General features: G+C 69.1%; 23 protein-coding genes and 1 tRNA gene. 2 read left to right on the forward strand and 22 right to left on the reverse strand.

Annotation, left to right across the window (positions count from 1 at the left end; genetic code table 11):
* Positions 1 to 88: 88 nt before the first annotated feature.
* The 10 genes from MELE44368_RS19170 to MELE44368_RS19220 form a co-directional block, all read right to left on the reverse strand.
* A complete protein-coding gene (locus MELE44368_RS19170) occupies positions 89 to 1,402 on the reverse strand; it encodes an acyltransferase family protein (RefSeq protein WP_128109957.1) in 1,314 nt (437 codons plus the stop codon).
* 207 nt (positions 1,403 to 1,609) lie between these two features.
* Positions 1,610 to 1,683: transfer RNA gene (locus MELE44368_RS19175), tRNA-Pro, on the reverse strand.
* A gap of 34 nt (positions 1,684 to 1,717) precedes the next feature.
* Positions 1,718 to 2,671, reverse strand: coding sequence for a sulfite exporter TauE/SafE family protein (locus tag MELE44368_RS19180; protein WP_128109958.1), 954 nt, complete (start codon positions 2,669 to 2,671; stop codon positions 1,718 to 1,720).
* Positions 2,672 to 2,901: 230 nt separating this feature from the next.
* Entirely contained in the window at positions 2,902 to 3,669 is a 768-nt protein-coding gene (locus tag MELE44368_RS19190) for a sulfite exporter TauE/SafE family protein (protein WP_128109977.1), read from the reverse strand.
* A 38-nt stretch (positions 3,670 to 3,707) separates the two neighbouring features.
* Entirely contained in the window at positions 3,708 to 5,114 is a 1,407-nt protein-coding gene (der, locus tag MELE44368_RS19195) for a ribosome biogenesis GTPase Der (RefSeq protein ID WP_128109960.1), read from the reverse strand.
* On the reverse strand, positions 5,111 to 5,797 hold the full coding sequence (gene cmk / locus MELE44368_RS19200; RefSeq protein WP_128109961.1) for a (d)CMP kinase: 687 nt from the start codon (positions 5,795 to 5,797) through the stop codon (positions 5,111 to 5,113). Before cmk ends, der begins: the two co-directional genes overlap by 4 nt.
* Positions 5,794 to 6,537, reverse strand: coding sequence for a pseudouridine synthase (locus tag MELE44368_RS19205; protein ID WP_128109962.1), 744 nt, complete (start codon positions 6,535 to 6,537; stop codon positions 5,794 to 5,796). The genes cmk and MELE44368_RS19205 overlap by 4 nt, the downstream gene beginning before the upstream one ends.
* Positions 6,530 to 7,240, reverse strand: coding sequence for an SMC-Scp complex subunit ScpB (scpB, locus tag MELE44368_RS19210; protein WP_128109963.1), 711 nt, complete (start codon positions 7,238 to 7,240; stop codon positions 6,530 to 6,532). Before scpB ends, MELE44368_RS19205 begins: the two co-directional genes overlap by 8 nt.
* Before the next feature lie 12 nt (positions 7,241 to 7,252).
* Complete coding sequence (locus MELE44368_RS19215) at positions 7,253 to 8,074, reverse strand: segregation/condensation protein A (RefSeq protein WP_128109964.1); 822 nt, start codon at positions 8,072 to 8,074, stop codon at positions 7,253 to 7,255.
* Positions 8,071 to 8,931, reverse strand: a complete 861-nt coding sequence (locus MELE44368_RS19220) for a ParA family protein (RefSeq protein ID WP_164890157.1) — start codon at positions 8,929 to 8,931, stop codon at positions 8,071 to 8,073. Before MELE44368_RS19220 ends, MELE44368_RS19215 begins: the two co-directional genes overlap by 4 nt.
* Positions 8,932 to 9,070: 139 nt before the next feature.
* Here MELE44368_RS19220 and MELE44368_RS19225 point away from each other — a divergent pair, with 139 nt between their 5' ends.
* A complete protein-coding gene (locus MELE44368_RS19225) occupies positions 9,071 to 9,826 on the forward strand; it encodes an O-methyltransferase (RefSeq protein WP_128109965.1) in 756 nt (251 codons plus the stop codon).
* A gap of 81 nt (positions 9,827 to 9,907) precedes the next feature.
* Here the strand turns inward: MELE44368_RS19225 and xerD are convergent, their stop codons facing one another.
* From xerD to MELE44368_RS19255, 6 genes are all read right to left on the reverse strand, one after another.
* Positions 9,908 to 10,855, reverse strand: coding sequence for a site-specific tyrosine recombinase XerD (xerD, locus tag MELE44368_RS19230; protein WP_128109966.1), 948 nt, complete (start codon positions 10,853 to 10,855; stop codon positions 9,908 to 9,910).
* Positions 10,852 to 11,472: an NUDIX domain-containing protein gene (locus MELE44368_RS19235; protein WP_128109967.1), complete on the reverse strand. Its 621-nt coding sequence runs from the start codon at positions 11,470 to 11,472 to the stop codon at positions 10,852 to 10,854. Before MELE44368_RS19235 ends, xerD begins: the two co-directional genes overlap by 4 nt.
* A complete protein-coding gene (locus MELE44368_RS19240; RefSeq protein WP_128109968.1) occupies positions 11,465 to 13,240 on the reverse strand; it encodes a CTP synthase in 1,776 nt (591 codons plus the stop codon). Before MELE44368_RS19240 ends, MELE44368_RS19235 begins: the two co-directional genes overlap by 8 nt.
* Positions 13,241 to 13,382: 142 nt before the next feature.
* Positions 13,383 to 14,324 carry a copper transporter gene (locus MELE44368_RS19245; RefSeq protein ID WP_128109969.1) on the reverse strand — a complete coding sequence of 314 codons (942 nt, stop codon included), beginning with the start codon at positions 14,322 to 14,324 and terminating at the stop codon, positions 13,383 to 13,385.
* Positions 14,325 to 14,333: 9 nt separating this feature from the next.
* Positions 14,334 to 15,515 carry a putative cytokinetic ring protein SteA gene (steA, locus tag MELE44368_RS19250; RefSeq protein ID WP_128109970.1) on the reverse strand — a complete coding sequence of 394 codons (1,182 nt, stop codon included), beginning with the start codon at positions 15,513 to 15,515 and terminating at the stop codon, positions 14,334 to 14,336.
* Between the two features lie 83 nt (positions 15,516 to 15,598).
* Complete coding sequence (locus MELE44368_RS19255) at positions 15,599 to 15,979, reverse strand: VOC family protein (protein ID WP_128109971.1); 381 nt, start codon at positions 15,977 to 15,979, stop codon at positions 15,599 to 15,601.
* Between the two features lie 31 nt (positions 15,980 to 16,010).
* On the opposite strand from MELE44368_RS19255, the gene MELE44368_RS19260 reads away from it, so the two are divergent.
* A complete protein-coding gene (locus MELE44368_RS19260) occupies positions 16,011 to 16,586 on the forward strand; it encodes a TetR/AcrR family transcriptional regulator (RefSeq protein ID WP_241566689.1) in 576 nt (191 codons plus the stop codon).
* Here MELE44368_RS19260 and recN read toward each other — a convergent pair.
* The 6 genes from recN to MELE44368_RS19285 are packed head-to-tail and all read right to left on the reverse strand — an operon-like array spanning position 16,583 to position 22,127.
* Positions 16,583 to 18,352 carry a DNA repair protein RecN gene (gene recN, locus MELE44368_RS19265; RefSeq protein WP_128109979.1) on the reverse strand — a complete coding sequence of 590 codons (1,770 nt, stop codon included), beginning with the start codon at positions 18,350 to 18,352 and terminating at the stop codon, positions 16,583 to 16,585. The genes MELE44368_RS19260 and recN overlap by 4 nt on opposite strands.
* Positions 18,352 to 19,272 (reverse strand): NAD kinase, encoded by a 921-nt coding sequence (locus MELE44368_RS19270; RefSeq protein WP_128109973.1) that lies wholly within the window; start codon positions 19,270 to 19,272, stop codon positions 18,352 to 18,354. The genes recN and MELE44368_RS19270 overlap by 1 nt, the downstream gene beginning before the upstream one ends.
* The gene (locus tag MELE44368_RS19275; protein WP_128109974.1) at positions 19,269 to 20,075 is read right to left on the reverse strand and encodes a TlyA family RNA methyltransferase; all 807 of its coding nucleotides are present in this window, start codon (positions 20,073 to 20,075) and stop codon (positions 19,269 to 19,271) included. The genes MELE44368_RS19270 and MELE44368_RS19275 overlap by 4 nt, the downstream gene beginning before the upstream one ends.
* Positions 20,076 to 20,081: 6 nt before the next feature.
* On the reverse strand, positions 20,082 to 20,258 hold the full coding sequence (locus MELE44368_RS26725) for a hypothetical protein (RefSeq protein ID WP_164890158.1): 177 nt from the start codon (positions 20,256 to 20,258) through the stop codon (positions 20,082 to 20,084).
* An 8-nt stretch (positions 20,259 to 20,266) separates the two neighbouring features.
* Complete coding sequence (locus tag MELE44368_RS19280; RefSeq protein ID WP_128109975.1) at positions 20,267 to 21,289, reverse strand: HAD-IIA family hydrolase; 1,023 nt, start codon at positions 21,287 to 21,289, stop codon at positions 20,267 to 20,269.
* Position 21,290: 1 nt separating this feature from the next.
* A complete protein-coding gene (locus tag MELE44368_RS19285) occupies positions 21,291 to 22,127 on the reverse strand; it encodes a tetratricopeptide repeat protein (protein ID WP_128109976.1) in 837 nt (278 codons plus the stop codon).
* Positions 22,128 to 22,227 lie beyond the last annotated feature (100 nt).

The raw sequence follows: 22,227 nt of genomic DNA on the forward strand, positions 1-22,227 counted from the left end.
GGCTGACAGGATTTGAGCCTGCGACCACTTGACCCCCAGTCTCAGAACCGGCGAAGTGGCCGAAGCGGCCGGAACAGCCCGTCGAGAGTCAAACCTGTTGGGACGCAGGCTGCTTTGCTCCCGCGCAGATGCGGGCGATGGCAGCTGCGGCGAGGAAACCTCCCATGGTGACCAGGCCGGTGAGGTCGCCTAGGCCGTTCTTGGCGAGGAGCACGAGAACCACGCCCGCGATGACGATGAGGACGCCGGCAACGGTCGACCGGGCACCGGTGGCCGCAACGGGCGCATCCCACCACGGGAGTGGACGATGCTCAAGCGGCGAGAGCGACACGAACATCGCGAACATCACGACCGCGAACACCACGGCCCGCAGGGCGAGCATCGCCCAGAAGTACGGCGCATCAACGTCATACGCGTCAAACCCGAGGGCATGGAGGGTGAACGTGGCCACCGCGATCGCGGGGATGTGCCACAGGTAGAGGGTCATCGCTCCCCCGTTGCCCATCGCAACCAGGTACCAGATGCGGGGCCGCTCAGCCCACTTCCCGATCGCCTTTGCGGCGGCCACAAACAGGAACGACATCCACGTGCAGTGCAACGCGAGCAGCAGCGTCGGCGGTGAGACGTTGGAGACCCGCTCCGTGCCGGTGACCACGAGCGAGACGTCGTAGGGTCCGGCGGCCGCGAGCACGGATTGTGCGGCGAACGCGGATACGGCGGCGATGAGTGCGGTGCGCGGCCCGACCAGGTGTCGCGCGTACGCCACGCCGATCACCATCGGGATCAGCCAGACGAACACGAAGTTGGCGATGCCCGCCATCGGCTCGCCCACGGCGAAGCGGAGCGCGTCGAACGCCGCGGAAATGGCGATCAGCGCGCCGACGGCGAAAGCGACGGTGCGGCCGGTCGACATGCGGGTCAGCGCTGGGACGAAGGCCAGCACGACGAGGTACACCCCGAGGAACCACAGCAGCGCCACGCACTCCCGGCCGATGCGGACGGCGGAGTCGGCGCCGAGAAGCTGATACGTCACCAGGACGCCGATCGAGCACGCCGCGAGATACCAGAAGACGGGTCGGCATAGCCGTTGCGCCCTCTTGACCAGCCAGGTGCCCCACGACGAGCCTGGATGCCAGCCGTAGGCGCCTGCGGCCCCGCCGGCCAGGAAGAACAGCGGCATGACCTGGACGATCCAGGTGATCGGTGCGATTGCCGGTATCTCCCCGAGCAGGTTGCCGATCCGCAGGCCGGTGTCATCGATGGTGGCGAGCAGCAGGGCGCAATGCCCGAACATCACCACCACCAGTGCGGCGAGCCGGGCGACGTCGACGGCGCGGTCGCGGTCGGCAGGCGTTTCGGCCGCCACCTTGCCGACAGCGGATCCGGACCTGGTGGGTGTCATGCGATCAGGATGCCGCGCCGTATGCGACCACGGAATGAGTAGTACTACGCGAGTCGCCGCGCAACACTCCGCGGTAGCGACATGTCGGGGACGCCTCAGCGACACCGAAACCGCTGGACGCGGCCGTGCCGTTGGGGCGCGAAACCATAAGAGACCACCAAGTCTGCAGGCACCCCCTGCGTGCGCAGAAAGTGCCTCTGACCTGCGTCGGGCTGACAGGATTTGAACCTGCGACCACTTGACCCCCAGTCAAGTGCGCTACCAAACTGCGCCACAGCCCGGACGCCGCCGCGATCAGCGGCAGCGGTCGAAAGCCTACCGCAGAGCGCTGGGCTCGCCCCAACCCACCGTCGCCGTCGTCGCCGTGTCCGCGGCCACCTCCAGCGTCTGCTCCACGGGCACGAACCGGGGTGCGCGCGACGTGCGCCACGCCACCATGAGCAGCGTCGCCCACGCCACGGCGATCGTGGCGTACACGCCCGTCGACCACGGCCATTCGATGCCGAAGTAGTGGACCAGCTTCTGGCTGTTGGTCAGCACGATCACGCCGCCTACCGCCGTGCCCAACAGCGCGGGGCTGACACGGCTGACCAGCCAGGCCGCGAACGGCGCCGCGACCACCCCGCCGATCGCCAGGCCCGCGACGATCGGCAGGTTCGCGATGAACTGTTCGCGCAGGCCGACGACGAAGCCCGCCGACGCCGCGGCGGCCACCAGAAACTCCGATGCGCTCACCGAGCCGATCACCGTGCGCGGCGAGGTCTTGCCCCGTGACAGCAGCGTGCTCGTCGTCACCGGCCCCCAGCCGCCACCGCCGGAGGCGTCGATGAACCCGCCGAACAAGCCCAGCGGGCTGAGGAACCGCGCCCGGTGCGGGGTCTGACCGTGCCGCAGCACCGGCGGATTGCGCAGCGAGAACCTCAGCACCACATAGCCGCCGATCGCCACCAGGATCGCGGCCATCAACGGCGCCGCGTGCTCGGTCGACAACGACGACAACACCGTCGCGCCGGCGAACGCCCCGACGGCGCCGGGCACCCCGAGCTTCAGCACGATCGACCAGTCGATGTTCTTGAACCGCCAGTGCGACAGCCCGGACGCCAACGTGGTGCCCACCTCGGCGAGGTGCACCGCGGCGCTGGCCTGGGCGGCGCCGACCCCGCTGAGCACCAGCAGCGTCGTGGCGGTCACCCCGAACGCCATGCCCAGCGCGCCGTCGACCAGCTGGGCGCCAACGCCGACGAACGCGAAGATCAGAAGCGAACGCATAGGGTTCGGCGGCTTTCGACTACGGGGTCATGCACTCGGCGTGACCGAAGGGACCAGTGGGGCGCGGGTCAGTTGTGCGCGCAACACCACTCGTCGAAAGCCATCAGCCGACGTGACGGCCAGAACGGCTCCAACGCGCAGAGGGCCGACGGTGCGACGCGGAACTCGCGTTCAGCCACCTGATCTCCCTCTCGCGGAACGCCGGTTTCCCGGCAGCCTACCCAAGGCGTTTACACCGTCAGCAATCGGTACAGGCCGATTGTTCCCACGACGACGATCACTGCCCGCAACGCGTTCGGGGACAGCCGCCGGCCGTAATGCGCGCCGAGGTAGCCGCCGATCAGCGATCCGACCGCGATCAACCCGGCCGCCTCCCAGCTGATCCGGTCGAACGCCACGAGGATGTACGCCGCGGCCGCGACGACGTTGACCACCAACGACAGCAGGTTCTTGGCCGCGTTCATCCGCTGCATGTCCTCCGGCAGCAGCGCGCCCATCGCGGCGATCAGCATGATGCCCTGCGCCGCGGTGAAGTAGCCGCCGTAGACGCCGATCGCGAACGTGGCCGCCACCAGCGCCGCCATCCGCGTCGCGGACAGGTCGTCGGCGGACCGCCCGGCCGCCTCGGCCCGCTGCCGCGCATAGGCCTGAATCCGCGGGCCCACCACCACCAGCGCCAGCGCAACCACCAGCAGCACCGGCACCACCTGCTCGAACACCGTCTCCGGCAGGTGCAGCAGCAGAAACGCGCCAAGGCCCGCGCCGATGAACGAGGCAGGCAGCTGCCACGCCAGCCGTCGCCACTGGCCGCGCAGCTCGCGCCGGTACCCCCAGGTGCCCGACAGGCTGCCCGCCACCAACCCGACCGCGTTGGACATCGTCGACGTCACCGGCGGATACCCGAGCGCCACCAGCGTCGGGAACGTGATCAGCGTGCCGGAGCCCACCAGCGCGTTGATGGCGCCGGCGCCGACGCCGGCCAACGCGATCAAGATCATGTCGACGACGGGCACCGGGCCACCCTAATCGCAGGGGGTCAGCGGGAGCGGGCGCTCCGCTTCTCCCGGACCCGCACGTTGATGCGGATCGGGCTGCCCTCGAACCCGAACGTCTCCCGCAGCCGCCGTTCCAGGAACCGCCGGTAGCCGGCCTCGATGAACCCGGTGGTGAACAACACGAACGTCGGCGGACGCGCGGCGGCCTGGGTGGCGAACAGGATGCGGGGCTGCTTGCCGCCGCGCACCGGCGGGGGCTGCGCGGCGACGACCTCCTTGAGGAACGTGTTCAGCCGCCCGGTCGGCACCCGGGTGTCCCACGACTCCAGCGCCCGTTCCAGCGCCGGCACCAGTTTCTGCACCGCCCGGCCGGTCTTGGCCGAGATGTTGACCCGCGGCGCCCAGTGCACATGCGCCAACTCTCGGTCGATCTCGCGCTCCATCAGATACCGGCGGTCCTCGTCGACCAGGTCCCACTTGTTGAACGCCAACACCAGCGCCCGGCCCGCCTCGATGACCATCGAAATCACCCGTTGGTCCTGCTCGGTCAGCGGCTGCGACGCGTCGATCAACACGATGGCCACCTCGGCGGCGTCGATCGCGCCGTGCGTGCGCACCGACGCGTAGAACTCGTGCCCGCTGGCCTGCCCGACCTTGCGCCGCAGCCCCGCGGTGTCGATGAAACGCCAGAGCTTGCCGTCCATTTCGATCAGCGAGTCGACTGGGTCGACCGTCGTTCCCGCGACGTCGTGGACCACCGAGCGTTCATCGCCCGCGAGCCGGTTCAACAGCGAGCTCTTGCCGACATTCGGCTTGCCCACCAACGCAACTCGACGCGGGCCTGCCCCGCCCGAGGAAAGCCCCGACACTTCGGGCAGCGCCTCGATGACGTTGTCGAGCAGATCGGCCACCCCGCGGCCGTGCATTGCGCTGATCGGGTGCGGCTCGCCGAGGCCCAGCGACCACAACGCGGCGGCGTCGGCCTCTCCGCGTTCGCTGTCAACTTTGTTGGCCGCCAGGAACACCGGCTTACCCGAGCGCTGCAATATCCGGGCCGCCGCCTCGTCGGCGGTGGTCGCTCCGACCACCGCGTCGACCACGAAGATGATCGCGTCGGCTGTGCGCATCGCCACCGAGGCCTGCTCGGCCACCAGCTGTTGCAAGCCCTTGGCGTCGGGTTCCCATCCGCCGGTGTCCTGGACCACGAAGCGCCGGCCCGCCCACTCGGCGTCGTAGGAGACCCGGTCGCGCGTCACGCCGGGCACGTCCTGTACCACCGCCTGGCGCCGGCCCAGGATCCGGTTCACCAGCGTGGACTTGCCGACGTTCGGGCGCCCGACGACCGCGACCACGGGTGGTGCCGCCGTGGCCTCCTCGACCGCCTCCGCGACGTCGTCTGGGCCTATCTGCCAGTCGCTTTCGTCGCTCCACGTGCCGTCGCCGGTCATGGCGTCGCCCCCGTGCGCTCCCGAACGAGTGCCAACAGCTGCTCGACGACCTCGGCGGCCGACATGTCGCTGGTGTCGATCACCACGGCGTCGTCGGCGGCCCGCAGCGGCGACACCGGGCGGTTGGAGTCCAGGTGGTCGCGGCGCTGCACATCGGCCAGCACGGCCTCGTAGTCGTCGCCGAGGCCTGCGGCGATGTTCTGCTCGTTGCGCCGTCGCGCGCGCACCTCCGGCGAGGCGGTCAGGAAGACCTTCAGGTCGGCGTCGGGCAGCACCACGGTGCCGATGTCACGGCCCTCCACGACGATGCTGCCCGGGCCCGACGCCAGTTCCCGCTGCAGCCCGACCAGCCGCGCCCGGACAGCGGGCACCGCCGAGACCGCCGAGACCGCCTTGGTGACCGCCTCGCCGCGGATCTCGGCCGAAACGTCCTCCGCGTCAAGGTATGCCTCGTCCTTGTCGGGATCGTCGCCGACCGACAGCGGCACGTCCTTGGTGACCGATTCAATGGCCGGGGTGTCGTGCAGATCCACGCCCGCGCGCATCGCGGCCAGCGTCACGACCCGGTACATCGCGCCGGTATCGAGATAGCGCGCACCGAGTGTACGCGCCAATCCCCTTGATACCGTGGACTTTCCGGTCCCCGCCGGGCCGTCGACGGCGATCACCAGCGTCTCGCTCACAGTCCGACCGCCTTGTACAGCTCGCCGAGTTCCTTCTGGGTCAGCACCCGGATGCTGCCCGGCCGCTGATCGCCCAGCGAGACCGCGCCGATGTCGGTGCGCACCAGTTCCTGCACCGGAAAGCCCACGGCGGCGAGCAGACGACGCACGATCCGTTTGCGCCCCTCGTGCAGGGTCACCCGCACCAGCGTCTTGCCCGGCACCTTGTCGACCACGGCGAAATCGTCCACGCGGGCAGGACCGTCGTCCAGTTCGACACCGGCGCGCAGCTTGCGTCCGAGCCCGCGCGGCACCGTGCCCAGCACGGTCGCCAGGTAGGTCTTGGGCACCTCGTAGGACGGGTGCATCAGCCGGTGCGCCAGCTCACCGTCGTTGGTCAGCAGCATCAACCCCTCGGTGTCGGCGTCGAGGCGGCCGACGTGAAAGAGCTTCTTGTTGCCCCGTACCCGGTGCTCGACCAGGTCGCCGATGCACGGCCTGCCCCGGTCGTCGGACATCGTCGAATGCATGCCCTTGGGTTTGTTGATCGCCAGGTGTACCAGGGTGTCGTCCACCACCACCTTGGCGCCGTCGACCCGGATCACCGACACGTCGGGATCCACCCGGGTGCCCAACTCGGTGACCACCCGGCCGTCCACCTCGACCCGACCGTCGAGGATCATCTTCTCGGCGACGCGGCGTGAGGCAATTCCGGCCTGTGACAACACTTTCTGCAGTCGCACACCGTCGGAATCAGCCATCCGAATGCTGGTCCACGTCAAATGACATCGGCTGTTCGGGCGGCGCAGCGCCGTTGAGCTTCATGAAACGCGGTTCCTCGGTGAGCGATTCGCTCAGATCGTCGATCACGTCGACGTCGGGAAGCAGCGGCGCGATGTCGGGCAGATCGGCAAGCGAGGTGAGACCGAGGCGCTCCAGGAACAACTCGGTGGTCGCGAAGGTCACCGCGCCGGAATCCGGGTCGGTGCCCGCTTCGGTGATCAGCCCGCGCGCCATGAGTGTGCGCATCACCGCGTCCACGTTGACCCCCCGCACCGCGCTGACCCGGGCACGGGTCACCGGCTGCCGGTACGCGACCACCGCCAGCGTCTCCAGCGCGGCGCGGGTCAGCTTGGACCGTGCCCCGTCGAGCAACAACCGTTCGACGTAGGGCGCGAAGCGGGCCCGCGTGTACATCCGCCATCCGCCGCCGGCCTCGCGCAGGTCGATGCCGCTGTCGCGGGCGCTGAGCTCCTCGGCCATCGACCGCAGCTTCTCGGCCACCCGGTGCGCGGGCTGTTCGGTGGCCACGGCCAGCTGCTCGACGGTCACCGGGGTGTCGACCACCAACAACAGCGCCTCCAGCACCGCGCCGAGTTCGGAATCCTCGAGTTCGGGCGCGGTCGCGACGTCGATGCCCAGGTCGGCGCCCGTCGTCGGCTCAGCGTCGTGGTTGTCAGTCATTGTCAGTCATTGTCAGTCATAGTGGTCTACTTCCGCCGCGAGGTGTTGTTCGGTCGGGCGTTCTCCGGTCCACGAAATCTGGAGCACACCAAGCGGTTCTGGTTGTTCGAATGCTACTGCCCTGGCGCGGTACAGCTCGAGCAGCGCGAGGAACCGGCCGACGATCTCGATCGGCGCCTGACAGTCGGCGACCAGCTCGCGAAACGACGCCCACTGCCCCACCCCGCGGTTCTCGAGCAGCACCATCAGGTTAGCCACCTGTTCGGGCACCGACACCCCGACCTGGTGCAGGTGGTCGGTTCCCACCGTCGGCACCGGTCGCGGTGTGAAGGCGGCGGCGGCGATCTGGGCGAAGCTCTCGGCGTCGACGCCCAGCATCACCTCGGGCAGCAGGTCTTGGTAGCGGTCCTCCAGCGACACCGCGCGTGGGTAGCTGCGCAGCGCGGCGGCCTCGAGTTCGGCGAACATCTCGGCGACGTGCTTGAACGCCCGGTACTGCAGCAGCCGCGCGAACAGCAGGTCACGCACCTCCAGCAGCGCGAGGTCCTCCTCGTCGTGCACTTCTCCGGCGGGCAGAAGCCGCGCGGCCTTGAGGTCGAGCAGTGTCGCGGCGACCACCAGAAACGCCGTGGTCTCCTCGAGTTCGAGCTGCGGGCCGATCGCCTTGGTGTAGGCGATGAACTCGTCGGTCACCTGGTGCAGCGCCACCTCGGTGACGTCGAGCCGGTGCGCGAAGATCAGCTGCAGCAGCAGGTCGAAGGGACCCTCGAAATTGCTCAGCCGGACCTGGAACCCCGACTGTTCCGTTTGGTCCGATTGGGTCTGGGCGTTCACGCGCCAAACCGGTCGATGACTTCGCGAGCCAACGCCCGATAGGCCGCCGCACCACTGGATTTGGGCGCCCACGTGGTGATCGGCTCGCCGGCCACACTTGTCTCCGGGAACCGCACCGTCCGCGTGATCACGGTGTCGAACACCAGGTCGCCGAACCGCTCCACCACTCGGGCCATCACCTCGCGCGAGTTTACGGTGCGCGGGTCGTATCGGGTGACGAGGATGCCGCTGATCTTGAGCTTGGGGTTCAGCCGGTCGCGCACCTTGTCGACGGTGTCGGTCAGCAGCGCCAGGCCGCGCAGCGAGAAGAACTCGCACTCGGTCGGGATGATCACGCCGTCGCTGCAGGCCAGGCCGTTCACCGTGAGCAGTCCCAGCGACGGCTGGCAGTCGATCAGCACGTAGTCGTAGCGGTCCAGCACCGGATACAGCGCTCGGGCCAGGGACTGCTCGCGGCCCACCTCGTTGACCAGCTGGATCTCGGCGGCCGACAGGTCGATGTTGCTGGGCACCAGGTCCATGCCCTTGACCCGGGTGTTGACCAGCACGTCGTCGATCGACACCCGCGGCTCGACGAGCAGGTTGTGCACGGTGTGCTCGAGCTCGTAGTGCGGGACCCCCAGCCCCGCCGACAGCGCCCCCTGCGGATCCAGATCCACCAGCAGCACCCGGCGCCCGTATTCGGCCAGGCTGGCGCCCAGGTTGATGGTCGACGTCGTCTTGCCCACGCCGCCCTTCTGGTTGCACATCGCGATGACCTTGGCCGGGCCGTGCACCGACCTGGGTCTGGGTTCGGGAATCGGCCTGGGCGGACGGCCGGTCAGGCCCACCGTGGCGTCGTCGCTGTCGTCGCTCATGCGCCACCACCCCTGGTCAGGTACCGCAAGCGCATGGCGAACATCCGGGCAAGTTTAACGGGACAAGCGTCCCTGGATGGTCAGACCCGCTGGGCAACATGCGGGGCGACCGGGCGGACGGGCGGCATAGGGTGTCCTCATGGGACTGAAGCAGAAGGTGCCGTTCCTTCGCTGGTCGGTCTGGCGCTTCGCATTGGGTTTGCCCGGCATGATGAAAACGGGTCAGATCGGCGACGGCCGCGAACAGGCCTGCGCGGCCTTCGTCGAGCAGAATGCGCGCCGCGGCGACGTCGACGACGTGCTGTCCGCCATCGACGACTTCGCCTACAACAAGTCGATGCTGATGAACGTCGGCGATGAGAAGGGTGCGCTGCTCGACGCCGCCGTCCGCCGGGCCGACCCGCGACTGGTGCTCGAACTCGGCACGTACTGCGGATACGGCGCGTTGCGGCTGGCGCGTGCGGCCCCGGCCGCCCGGGTGGTCTCCGTCGAGTTCGCCACGGCCAACGCCGAAGTGGCCCGGCGGATCTGGGCGCACGCCGGGGTCGACGACCGGGTCTCGTGCGTGGTCGGCACGCTCGGCGACGGCGGCAAGACCCTCGACGTGCTGGCCGCCGAGCACGGCTTCACCGCGGGTGCGCTGGACGTGATGTTCATCGACCACGACAAGCGCGCGTATTTGTCGGATCTGCAGAGCGTGCTCGACCGGGGATGGCTACACCCCGGTTCGATCGTCGTCGCCGACAACGTCCGGATCCCCGGCGCCCCGAAGTACCGGGCCTACATGGCCGAGCAGCAGGGCAAGCTGTGGAACACGGTCGAGCACAAGACCCACGTGGAGTATCAGTCGATGCTGCCCGACCTGGTGCTGGAGTCGGAGTACCTGGGCCAGTGACTGTCCCTTTTGGGCACTAGCAGGTGATTTCCATGCAGCAGGTGCAGGTGATCAACCCGTTAAAGCGGTATCGGCGCCTGATCAGCGGGCCCGCGGGTGGGCGCCGGCCCAGACCTCCCGCAGCGCGGTGACGGTGACCATGGTGTAGATCTGCGTCGTCGTCACCGAGGCGTGGCCGAGGAGTTCCTGCACGACGCGGACGTCGGCGCCGCCGTCGAGCAGATGGGTGGCGAACGAGTGCCGCAGCACATGCGGCGAGACGGCGGCGGTGATGCCGGCCCGTTCGGCCGAGTCCTGCAGCACCTGCCAGGCGCTCTGCCGCGACAGCCGCCCGCCGCGGGCGTTGAGGAAGATCGCCGCGTTGCCCCGGCCGCGACGCGCCAACTCGGGTCGGCCGCGCACGAAGTAGGCGTCCAGCGCGGTGACCGCGGGCCGGCCGATCGGCACCAGCCGGTGCTTGCCGCCCTTGCCGCGCAGCAGCACCGACCGCGCCTGCGTGTCGACGTCGTCGACGTCGAGCCCGACGGCCTCCGAGATGCGGGCACCGGTCGAGTAGAGCAGCTCCAGCAGCGCCCGGTTGCGCAGCGTCAAGGGCCCGTCGGCCTCGCTGTCGCCGCCGGCGGCCTCCAGCAGCGCCAGCACCTCGTCGATCGTGAGGCTCTTGGGCAGGCGGCGGCTGGAGGTGGGCGGCTTGACGGCCGAGGCGACATCGACCGGGGTGAGCCCCTCGGCGGCGGCGAACCGGTGCAACCCGCGCACGGCGATCAACGCCCGCGCCGCCGACACCGCCGACAGCGCGGTCGTTCCGGTATCGGGGTCGCCGCGCCGCAGCGCGACCAGGAAGTCACTGACGTCGGTTTCGGCCACGTCGGCCAGATCCGCGATTCCGCGCAACGTCAGGTGTTCGGTGTAGCGGCGCAGATCGCGGCGGTAGGAGCTCAACGTGTTGGCCGCGACGCCACGCTCGATGGTCAGGTGGTCGAGGTAGCCCTGGACCTGGCCTTCCAGCGCCGTGCGCAAGGTGGTCACAACAGCCCCTTGCGCCGCGCGAACGCGGTCGGCCGGTCCGTCCAGGGGGTGTCTACGGGTCGCAGCGTCGAGACATCGGTGACGGTGTAGGCGGCCAGAATCCCGCCAACCGCAACGGAATTGACGATCTCGCCGACCAGGACCATCTGCACCGCCTGCTCCAGCGGGTACCACTGCACCGTCAGGTCGGCCTCCTCGTCGTGGGCCTCGGGCCTGCCGACGTCGGTCAACCCGGTTGCGAGGTACACGCGCACGCTCTCGTCGGAGAAGCCGGGCGCCGAGTCGAGGTCGACGAGCGTGTGCCACGTCGTCGCGGTCAGGCCGGCTTCTTCCTTCAGCTCGCGTGCGGCGGTGATGTGGGGTGGTTCGCCGCCGCAATCCAGCAACCCGGCGGGCAGTTCCCACAACCGCCTCCCGAACGGGTGGCGGTACTGGTAGACGAGCATGACGTTGCGGTCATCGTCCATCGCGAGCACCGCCACCGCGCCGTAGTGTTCGACCACTTCGCGGCGCGCGATGTTGCCCCCGGGCATCCGGACCTCGTCGCCGCGGATGGCAAAGATCTGTCCGACGTAGATCGTTTCGGAGGCGACGGTCTCGAAGTCGTGCTCAGCCACGGACTTGCGACTTTTGCAGCTCGGGCTCCTGAATCAGTTGCCCGATCTCCTCGGGATGCTCCGCTCCGTTTGCGTGCTCCGGGATGTCCATCCCCGGAAGCCGTTCCTCTGCCTTGTAGTTCAGCGCCGCGCCGACGAACGCGACGAACAGCGGATGGGGCCGGGTGGGGCGGCTCTTGAGCTCCGGATGCGCCTGGGTACCGACGAGGAACGGGTGCACGTCGCGGTCGTACTCGACGAACTCCACCAGGTGGCCGTCCGGGGAGATGCCGGAGAACCGCAGCCCGCTCTCGGCGATGCGGTCGCGATAGGCGTTGTTGACCTCGTAGCGGTGCCGGTGCCGCTCGGATACCTCGGTGGCCTGGTAGGCCTGCGCCACAATCGAACCGGGCGCCAGCACGGCCGGATAGGCCCCCAGCCGCATGGTGCCGCCCAGATCGGCGGTGCCGGCGACCGCGTCCCGCTGGTCGGCCATCGTGGAGATCACCGGGTCGGGGGTGTCGGGGTCGAACTCGGCGGAGTTGGCCTCGGTCAGCCCGACCGAGCGCGCCGCCTCGATGACGATGCACTGCAGCCCGAGGCACAGCCCCAGGACCGGGAGCTTGCGTTTGCGGGCGTAGCTGATGGCGCCGATCTTGCCTTCGATGCCGCGGATCCCGAACCCGCCTGGGATCAGCACCGCGTGTACGTCCTGCAGCGCCGCGGCCACGCCGCTCTCGGTTTCACAGTCGTCGGAGGCGACCCAGCGCATCTCCACCTTCGCGCGGTGCTTGAACCCGCCGGCCCGCAGCGCTTCGGCCACCGACAGGTAGGCATCGGAAAGGTCGATGTACTTACCCACCAAGGCGATTCGCACCGTCTCGTGGGGATCGTGCACGCGCTGCAGCAGGTCGTTCCACTGCGTCCAGTCGACGTCGCGGAACGCCAGGTTCAGCCGGCGCACCACGTAGGCGTCGAGTTCCTCCCGGTGCAGCACTTTGGGGATGTCGTAGATCGACGGGGCGTCCGGGGTGGAGATCACGCCGTCGATGTCGACGTCGCACATCAGGGCGATCTTGTTCTTCAGCGGTTCGGGCACGTCGCGGTCGCTGCGCAGGATCAACGCGTCGGGGGTGATACCGATGCTGCGCAGCGCGGCCACCGAATGCTGTGTCGGCTTGGTCTTCAGTTCGCCGGAGGGCGCCATGAAGGGCACCAGTGAGCAGTGCAGGAAGAAGCAGTTCTCCCGGCCGACCTCGTGGCGGACCTGGCGCGCGGCCTCCAGGAACGGCAGCGATTCGATATCGCCGACGGTGCCGCCGATTTCGGTGATCACCACGTCGGGGCGGTGCCCGGAGGGGTCGGGCTCGGCCATCTCCAGGATGCGCCGCTTGATCTCGTCGGTGATGTGCGGAATCACCTGCACGGTGTCGCCCAGGTACTCGCCGCGGCGTTCCTTGGCGATGACCGTCGAATAGACCTGTCCCGTCGTCACATTGGCCGAGCCGGTCAGGTCGCGGTCGAGGAACCGCTCGTAGTGGCCGACGTCGAGGTCGGTCTCGGCCCCGTCCTCGGTGACGAACACCTCGCCGTGCTGGAACGGGTTCATGGTGCCCGGGTCGACGTTGAGGTAGGGGTCGAGTTTCTGCATCGTGACGTGCAGACCCCGGGCGGTGAGTAGCTGGCCGAGGCTCGACGCGGTCAGGCCCTTGCCGAGAGAGGAGACGACCCCGCCCGTGACGAAGAGGTGCTTGGTGGCCGATTGCGGGTGCTTGCGAAACGCTGGCAAGAGCAACCTCCGTGACGACGGGCAGGGCTTACTTTTCTAGGCCGATTCCTAGAGCTTGGGGCCTGCCGACCCACGGAACCCCACCTTAACACCGACACCGACAAGCATGCGCTGACGCGCCGTCGGGGCTGGCCGGAGGATGTCACTGCGGGACGGTGACCGAGGTCGCACCCGCCCCGATGCCGTACTGACCAGGCCGGGCGCCGTTGACGAGATCGCTGAGCGCCAGCACCGAGGTGATCCGACCGGCCTCGACGTCGACGTCGTCGACGGTGCTCACCGCGGAGTTCAGTCCCGCGTCCGACCGGGTCACCGCGACGGCGGCGGTGCCCGAGGCGGAGCCGTCGCGGCCCGCGAGCACGGTGCCCGACCCGTGTGGAGCCAGCCCCGCGGCGAACCGGGCGACGGTGGAGCCGCGGTTTCCGGCGTCGTCGCCCAATGCGCCTCCGGTGATGATCAGCGCGGTGTCGGCCGCGCCCATGCGCTGGTCGCCGTAGGTGATGAAGCCGGTGTCGCGCAGCGTCGCCAACACAGTCTCGCGTTGCGCGTCGTCGACCGGCGTCACCTTCGGATCCTTGTTGATCAGCAACGTGATTCCCAACAGGTCGCCGGCCTGCGACCCCTGATCCACCGAGGTCGTGCTCAGTTGCTTGCCCGCGGGCACGATCGGGGAGTTCACCACCGACAGCAGTTTGTCGGCGGAGTTGGCGGTGACGAATTCCTGTGTCAGCTCGATCGTCCCGGTGACCGTCGCGCCGGCCTGCCCGATCAGGCGGGTCAGCGCGTCGACGTCGCCGTCGGCGGCGTCGGGGGTGCGAAACAGCACCACCGACTTGTCCTTCATCGTGTCGCGAAGGATCCGCGGCGACATCTGCGCATCGAATTCCTCAACGGCGCTGAGCTTTTCGTTCAGCGCGTTCTTGTCGGTGTTCAGCGTGTCGATCTTGACCTGCAGGTCGCGCTTGTCGTCCTGCAGACCGGACAGCACCGTGTTGGACAGCAGACCAGACCCCAGTGCCACGCCGATCGCCAAGGCGAGGAAGACGGCGGCGAGTGAGATCGCGTGTGTGCGAAGGGAAATCACGCGTGACTCCTAGGTGACCCAACCCTGTACCCAGAGCAGGAACCGATTCCAGTAATCGGCGACCCAGTCCAGCAGGGCCGCGTCGGCGCGGGCCACCCACAGGGCGACGATCACCGCTACCAGCATGGCGAGCACAAGCAGGGCGATCGCCCCGCCCGACACCCTGCTGCGATACAGGGTGGCCACGGCTTTGGCGTCGACCAGCTTCTCCCCCACCTTGAGCCGGGTGAGGAACGTCGACGGGTTGCTCTGCTGGCGGGAGCGGTCGAAGAACTCCTCGATGCTCGCGCTGTGTCCCGCGGTGACGATCAGCGAGGCGCCGTGGTGGTCGCAGAGCAGAAGCGCGAGGTCGGCAGCCGAACCGGCCGCCGGGAAGGTCATGGCGCCGACGCCCAGGTCCTGAATCCGTTCCAGCCCGGGCGCGTGGCCGTCGGCGTCGGCGGGAAGCACCACCTGCGCACCGCATCGGAGCACCTCGGCGCTCATCTTGTCGGGATCGCCGACGATGAGCTGGGGCCGATATCCGGCCTTGCGCAGGATATCGGCGCCGGAGCCGACGCCGACCAGCACCGGTTGGTACTCCTTGATGAACGGCTTGAGCGCCTTGAGGTCGGCGGCGGCGCCGGTGTCCTCGGCCACGATCACCACGTGGCGGCGGTTGAGGTCCGCGTCGATGTCGGGAATGCCGATGCCGTCGATGAGCAGTGGGCTTTCGCTGCGGATGAACTCGATCGTGTTGCCCGCGAACGCCTCGAGGTGGGCGACCAGCCCGCTCTTGGCCTCGTGCATGAGCTCGTGGATGTCGTGGTCGGTGCGCTCCACGCCCTGGATCAGCAGGCGGTCCCCGGAGTAGACACCGCCGTCGTGCAGCCGTATCCGGGCGCCGTCCTTGACCTTCTTGAATACCTCATCGCCGGTGTTGTCGATCAGCGTGAGGCCGTTGAGGACCAAGACCTCGGGGCCGAGGTTGGGGTAGCGCCCGGAGATCGACGGCGAGGCGTTGACGACCGCGGTGACGCCGGCTTCCACGAGCGCGTCGGCGGTGATCCGGTCCAGATCCAGCGCGTCTATGACGACGATGTCGCCCGGCGTGATTCGTCGGAGCAGCCTCTCGATGTCGCGGTCCACTCGGGCGGTGCCGACGATGCCCGGGCGTGAGGCATTACGAGATAGCAGGGCTGACATCTTCATGGGAAGCGATTCTGTCGAGATCACCGCGCTATCTGTCGGAGGCGCGCCGTATCATCCATCCCTTTTGTCACATGCGTAACACGTCACCGGAACGGCTCGAACAGTTCCACGAGGTTGCCGGCAGGGTCGCAGATCAGCGCTTGCCGGCCGCCTCGGCCGGTGATCGGCTCGCCGCGGAAAGGCACGCCGGCGTCGGTGAGCTCGGAAACGGTGTCGTCGAGATCATCGACCTCGAGCTGAAATCGATTCCAGCCACCAGGAACCGGCCGGCTGCCGTCGCTCAGGGTGTGGCCCGCGCCGCCGCCACCGGCGGGTGTGTTCAGCAGCAGTCGCAAGTCGTCGCGGCGCAGCATCGCGAACCCGGGGCCGGGACGCATGGCCACCTCGAAGTGCAGCGCAGTCGTGTAGAACCGCACGGCGGCGTCGAGGTCGTCCACGATGTATCGAACGTTGATGCTTGTCATAATCGCACCTCCTATAAGTTACGATACACAAGTGTCCCAAAGACGTCAGGTCGATCCACGCGTCGAGCACTCCCGCAGGGTGATCCTGCGTGCCGCCCTGGACGAGTTCGCCTCGGCGGGTCACGCGGGCTTCCGGATGGAGGCGGTCGCGGCGCGCGCGGGGGTGGGCCGCAGCACGCTCTATCGGCACTGGCAGGACAGGGATGCGTTGATCGCCGATGCGCTCGAGACCCTCAACGTCCAACCCGACCCCGCCCTCGAAGTGCCCACCGGCAGCGCCCGCGAGCGGGTCGAGGTCCTGCTCGGACATCTCGCCCGGGCCCTCAGCGATTCGGCGGTTTCGGCGTGCATACCCGCGCTGGTGCACGCCGCGGAATCCGATCCGGCCATCCGCGAGTTCTTCCAGGGATACTCGAGACGCCGCCGGCAACGCCTGACCGATGCGATCGCCGCAGGTGTCGCCGACGGCGAGTTTCCGGCGCGCGTCAATCCGGACGCGGCATCGGTGGCGCTGGCGGGCGCGTTGTTCTACCGCCGGTTGGCCACCGCCGAACCGCCGGATACACGGTTCATCGCCGCCCTGATCGACACGGTGCTGGGTCGCTAGCCGCCCTCGGCGCGTTCTTTCTGCGCCGCTTCCAACAGCTCCCTGGCGTGCGCGCGGCCGCTGTCGGACTCGCCCAGCCCGGCCAGCATGCGGGCCAGTTCGGCCACCCGCGCCTCGTCGTCCAGGCGCCGCACCACGCTGGCCTTGGCGCGGCCGTCGCCGCTGTCGACCACGAGGTGGACGTCGGCGTAGGCGGCGACCTGCGGCAGATGGGTGACGACGATGACCTGGTGCGTGCGCGCGAGCCTGGCCAGCCGGCGGCCGATCTGCACCGCTGCGCGGCCGCCGACGCCCGCGTCGACCTCGTCGAAGACCATCGTGGTGCCTTCGGCCGATGCCGACAGAACCACTTCGAGCGCCAGCATCACGCGTGAGAGCTCGCCGCCCGACGCGCTCTTGTTCAGCGGGAGAAGATCGGTGCCGCGGTGCGCCGCGAAACCGAACTCGACGGCGTCGACGCCGTATTGGCCGGCGTGCACCGTCTGACCCGACGGCAGGGTGATCGGTGCCGTGTCATCGGCGCGCGTTGCCAGCGGCGCCACCGAGACCGTGAACTGCGCGCCTGCCATGGCCAGCCCCGACAGCTCGGCGGTGACGGCCTTGGACAGCCCCTTGGCCGCCTTTGTCCGCGCCTTGGTGAGTTCGGTCGCCGCGGCGACGACCTTGGTCTGCAGCTCCCCGACGCGGCGCTCCAACTCGGCCAGCGCCTCTTCGGAGACGTCGAGCTGCACCAGCCGGTCGCGCGCCTCGCGGGCCCACTCCAGCACACCGTCGATGTCGGCGGCGTACTTGCGGGTGAGCGTGCGAAGCTCCGCCTGCCGCATCAGCTTGACCTCCAACGTGCTGGCGTCGCTGGGTAATTCGCTCAGATAGTCGCCGAGTTCGGAGGCCACGTCGGCGATGATCGTCTGGGCTTCGCCGAGCCGCTCGGCGAGTGACCGCAGAGCGGAGTCGTCGGTGCTCTCCAACCCCGACTTGGCCTGTCCGACGCTGCCGACGGCCGAAACGGCGTCGTGCGCCGGATCCTCGTCCGGCGCACCGGACAACGCGGCGCGGGCGGTCTGTGCGGCATCGCGCAGCGCGTCCAACTCGGAGAGCCGCCTGATGTCTTCGACGAGCGCGTCGTCTTCGCCGGGTTGTGGTGCGACGGCGTCGATTTCGTCGAGACCGAACTTCAGCCGATCGGCTTCCTGCGCCATCTCCCGCGCCCGCTGGGTGCGTTCCGCGAGGTCACGACGGGCCGCCAGCCAGTCGTCGCGCACGGTTCGGTAACGCTTGAGCTGGGTTTCGATGTCGGCGAAGCGATCCAGCGCCGCACGCTGCTCATCCGGCCGCATCAGGCGCAGTTGGTCGTTCTGGCCGTGCAGGGTGAGCACCTGGGCGGTGAAGCCGCTCAGTGACTTCGCGGGCACACTGCGCCCGCCGAGGTAGGCGCGCGACGGCCCGTCCCTGCTCACCGAGCGAGCGGCGATGACGCTGCCGTCGTCGTCGCGTTCAGCTCCCGAGGAATCCAGGATCTCGTCCACCAGAGCAGCCACACCGTCACCCAGTTCGGTTGTGGTGAACCGGCCTTCGACGACCGCGCGGTTGGCGCCGGTGCGCACCCGGGTGGCGTCGGCGCGGCCCCCGCCGAGCAGGTGCAGCCCGGTGACCACCATCGTCTTGCCGGTACCGGTCTCACCGGTCAGCACCGTGAGCCCGCGATCGAACTCGGCGGTCGCGGTGCTGATCGCGCCCAGTGCCTCGATACGGATCTCGGATAGCACTACTGTCCGCGCCACCCCGTGACCGGCAACCGGAACTTGCGCACCAGACGATCGGTGAACGGCGCGCTGTCAAGGCGGACCCACTTCACCGGGGTGCCGCAACGCGTGACCTCGACGCGGCCGCCGGCGGGCACCACCATCTCGCGGCGGCCGTCGCAGAACACCAGCGCGTCGTGGCCGTGGCTCTCGATCTCGATCGCGATCGCCGCGTCAGGGCTGGTGACCATCGGCCGCGCGAACAGGGCGTGAGCGTTGTTGGGCACCACCAGGATTGCCTCCAAGTCCGGCCATACGATCGGTCCACCCGCCGAGAACGCCCACGCGGTCGATCCCGTCGGCGTCGCGACCAGCACGCCGTCGCAGCCGAAGGATGACACGGGGCGCCCGTCGACTTCCAGTACCGCGCCGAGCACGCCCAGTCGAGGGCCCTTTTCCACGCTGGCCTCGTTGAGGGCCCAGCCACGGTCCACGATCCTGCCCACGTGGCGCACGACGACGTCGAGGGTCATGCGGTCTTGGACACGGTAGTCACGCTTGATGATGCGCTCGAGCACGTTGTCGATGGAGTCGGCCTCGGCCTCGGCGAGAAACCCGATCCGGCCCAGATTGACGCCCAGCACCGGGATCTCGACATTGCGGGCCAGCTCGGCGCCACGCAGGAAGGTGCCGTCGCCGCCGAGTACCAGGACCAGCTCGCAGCCCTCCGCGGCCCGTTCGTCGGCGTCCACCACTTCGATTCCGACACCGAGCGCGCGCATCTCGTCCGGGGAGAGCTGAGCCGGTCCCCGGTCGACCGCTTCGGCCGACAACATCCGCAATACGATTCCGTTGTCGCCCAGAACTTTATGCACGCGGCGCGCCACCTCGGTGACGTCTTCACGCCCAGTGTGTGCGACGAGGAGAACGGCGCGTTCGGTCACTGCGGCCCCTCCGCGACGGCGTCCGAGATCGCCTGCACGAGCGCCTCACCCCGCAGGCCGGCGTCGGTTTGGGCACGCAGGTGCAGGAAGTATTCGACGTTACCGGCGGGCCCGGGCAACGGGCTCGCGGTGACGGCCACGGTGTGCCACTGCAGTTCGGCTGCGCGGCGGGCGACGGCGAGCACCGCGTCGGCGCGCAGCGACGGGTCCGCGACCACTCCGCCCGCGCCGACTCGGTCTTTGCCAACCTCGAACTGCGGCTTCACCATCGGAACGATATCCGCGTCGGGCGCCGCGCACGACGTCAGCGCCGGCAGCACCGTGGACAGCGAGATGAACGACAGGTCGGCCACCACCAGATCGACCGTGCCGCCGATGGCGTCGGCGGTCAACTCGCGCACGTTGGTGCGTTCCAGCACCGTCACCCGCGGGTCGCGGCGAAGCGACCAGGCCAGCTGGCCGTAGCCGACGTCGACGGCCACCACTTCGCGGGCTCCCCTGTCGAGCAGGACCTCGGTGAAACCCCCGGTGGAGGCCCCGGCATCCAGACAGCGCCGGCCCTCCACCGTCAGCCCGAACCGATCCAACGCCCCGATCAGCTTGTGGGCCCCCCGCGACACCCAGCTGCGTTCGTCGGCGTCGACGGTGAGGTTGGCGGTGACCGCGACCGCGGTGGCCGGTTTGACGGCGGGCATCCCGTCGATGCTCACCCGTCCCGCCCCGATCAGTTCGGCTGCCTGCTGGCGTGAGCGGGCCAGCCCGCGTCGTACCAGCTCGGCGTCAACACGTGTCCGCCGCGTCACCGACGGTCACCCCTTCTCGACCGATTCGAGCGCCTGAACCAGCAGCTCGTGCGCCTCCTCGAGCCGGGCGGCCAGGGCGTCGATGTCGGCGTCGGCCAACTCGACGCCGTCTTGGGCAGGATCGGGCAGATCGGCGAGCAGCTCGGCGATCTGTGCGCGAATCTGGTCGGGGTCCGTACTCATGTCGGTACTCACGCTAGCCGATGCGGCGGGCCGAGCAGGGACCACCGCTGCAGCGCCTGTCGGGCGGTGTCGTCGCCGGCGCGCAGCGTGACCGCGCTGCCGTCGAGACCGGCGTTCCACACCGCACTGGCGGTGGCCCTGACCACCGACAGCTCCTCGACCGGATCCCGACCGGTCGAGGAGACCACCACGTCGGAGGAGTCGACGACGACACGCCAGGCAGGGTGTGCGTCGATGCGCAGCGCGTCGGCGCGCGCGTACAGCGAACGGAGGTCGGTGGCAAGGTAGTCGGGTCGTTCCCCGACGGCGGCGCGCACCACCTCGTCGGCGGTGCTCACGCCGCTGAGCACCATGAGGCTCGGCAGCCGGGCTGTGTTGGCGCCTGCGATGTCGGTATCGAGCCGGTCGCCGACGACCAGCGGCGCGCGAAAGTCGCCGCGCGCCAACGCGTCTGCGAACAGGGTGGGATGCGGCTTGCCGGCGACCTGCGGTTCGGCGCCGGTCGCCGCGCGCAGTGCGGCCACCATCGACCCGTTGCCCGGCAACAGTCCCCGTTCGGACGGCAGGGTCAGGTCCACGTTGGCGGCCACCCACAGCGCACCGCTGCGGATCGCCAGCGCGGCTTCGGCCAGGTCCGGCCAGCCGGTCTGGGGCGAGTGTCCCTGCACCACCGCCACTGGTCCGTTCGTCCATCGGCGAACCGGTTTCAGCCCGACCCGGCGTACTTCGGTGGCCAGCGCGTCGGTGCCGACGACGAGAACCAGTGCGCCGGGACGCAGCTGCTCCCCCAGCAGGTTGGCGGCGCTTTGCGCGCTGGTCACGACGTCCTCGGGGGCCGCGGCGAAGCCCATGGCGACCAGATGTTGGGCGACCTCGGCCGGCCCCCGCGACGCATTGTTGGTGACGTAGAGGGCGCGGGCGTTCACCGTCGCGAGGGTGTCGACGGCCCCGGTTGTGGGCTCGTGCCCGCGGAACACTGTGCCGTCGAGATCGAGCAGCAGGCAATCATGTTCCTCGACAAGGGCGCTCACGTCAGCTGAGCTCCGTGATCCGCTCTTCGGCGTCGGTGGCGCCGTCGACGTCGGCGGCCGCGGCGTGGATGAACCACTGCAGGGCGTCGCTCTTGCGGCCAAGGGTCAGCAGCGTTTCGGCGTAAGCGTAGAAGAGCCGGGCCGCGGTCTGTCCGGTGCGAGCGGGATCCAGCGGCGGTGACGACAGCAGCGCCAGTGCTTGTTCGTGCTGCCCGAGATCAGACCGGGCCCCGGCGACGACGATGCGCAGCTCGTCGGCATCGTCGCCGGTGAGCTGCGCGGCCTCGTCGCTGCGGGCCAGTTCGATGGCGCGTTCGGGACGGCCGACACCGCGTTCGCAGTCGGCGATCAACGGCAGCAGCGTGGATCGGCTTCCCATGCGCCGCGCGGCACGCAACTCCGCGAGCGCCTGCGCCCAGTCACCGCAGTGGTACGCGGCGATGCCGACGGCCTCCCGCACGGCGGCGATCCGGCCGGCGCGGGTCTTGGCGGCCTGGGCGTGGGCGAGCGCTGCCTGGGGGTCGTCGGCCAGACGTTCGCCGGCGGCCACCAGATGGCGAGCCACCAGATCCGCGGTGGCGCGGTCCAAAGTTGTGAGCTCCCCGCGGATTTCGGGCGAAAGCTGCTTGGCCTCGATGTCCTCGGGGATCGGCGGGCCGGCCTGGCGCTGTGGTTCTCGATCATGTTTCGGTTGTGCGCGACGAGCCCGGTTGGGGCCCGATGAGCGCGGCGCCGAATGTCCCGAAGGGCGCCGCCGGCGCTCACCGTTGCCGCCCTGCCTGTCTTGAACCACGTATGCCTTTCTACCGGACTGGGTGACGCTGCGATAATTCGGCATGAATTCTCGCAAAAAGAATTACCCCCCACGCAATTGTGGGGGGTAATCCTAATTTGTGTTCGGCGGTGTCCTACTTTTCCGCCCGTGTGGGGCAGTATCA

It is taken from the genome of Mycolicibacterium elephantis DSM 44368, from assembly GCF_004014805.1.
Taxonomy (GTDB): Bacteria; Actinomycetota; Actinomycetes; order Mycobacteriales; family Mycobacteriaceae; genus Mycobacterium; species Mycobacterium elephantis.

Excerpts from the sequence above, each read along its gene's own strand:
- MELE44368_RS19170 (WP_128109957.1), bottom strand. The coding sequence starts at position 1,402 with ATGACACCCACCAGGTCCGGATCCGCTGTCGGCAAGGTGGCGGCCGAA.
- MELE44368_RS19180 (WP_128109958.1), bottom strand. The coding sequence starts at position 2,671 with ATGCGTTCGCTTCTGATCTTCGCGTTCGTCGGCGTTGGCGCCCAGCTG.
- MELE44368_RS19190 (WP_128109977.1), bottom strand. The coding sequence starts at position 3,669 with ATGATCTTGATCGCGTTGGCCGGCGTCGGCGCCGGCGCCATCAACGCG.
- der (WP_128109960.1), bottom strand. The coding sequence starts at position 5,114 with ATGACCGGCGACGGCACGTGGAGCGACGAAAGCGACTGGCAGATAGGC.
- MELE44368_RS19205 (WP_128109962.1), bottom strand. The coding sequence starts at position 6,537 with ATGGCTGATTCCGACGGTGTGCGACTGCAGAAAGTGTTGTCACAGGCC.
- scpB (WP_128109963.1), bottom strand. The coding sequence starts at position 7,240 with ATGACTGACAACCACGACGCTGAGCCGACGACGGGCGCCGACCTGGGC.
- MELE44368_RS19220 (WP_164890157.1), bottom strand. The coding sequence starts at position 8,931 with ATGAGCGACGACAGCGACGACGCCACGGTGGGCCTGACCGGCCGTCCG.
- MELE44368_RS19225 (WP_128109965.1), top strand. The coding sequence starts at position 9,071 with ATGGGACTGAAGCAGAAGGTGCCGTTCCTTCGCTGGTCGGTCTGGCGC.
- steA (WP_128109970.1), bottom strand. The coding sequence starts at position 15,515 with ATGAAGATGTCAGCCCTGCTATCTCGTAATGCCTCACGCCCGGGCATC.
- MELE44368_RS19255 (WP_128109971.1), bottom strand. The coding sequence starts at position 15,979 with ATGACAAGCATCAACGTTCGATACATCGTGGACGACCTCGACGCCGCC.
- MELE44368_RS26725 (WP_164890158.1), bottom strand. The coding sequence starts at position 20,258 with ATGAGTACGGACCCCGACCAGATTCGCGCACAGATCGCCGAGCTGCTC.
- MELE44368_RS19285 (WP_128109976.1), bottom strand. The coding sequence starts at position 22,127 with ATGCCGAATTATCGCAGCGTCACCCAGTCCGGTAGAAAGGCATACGTG.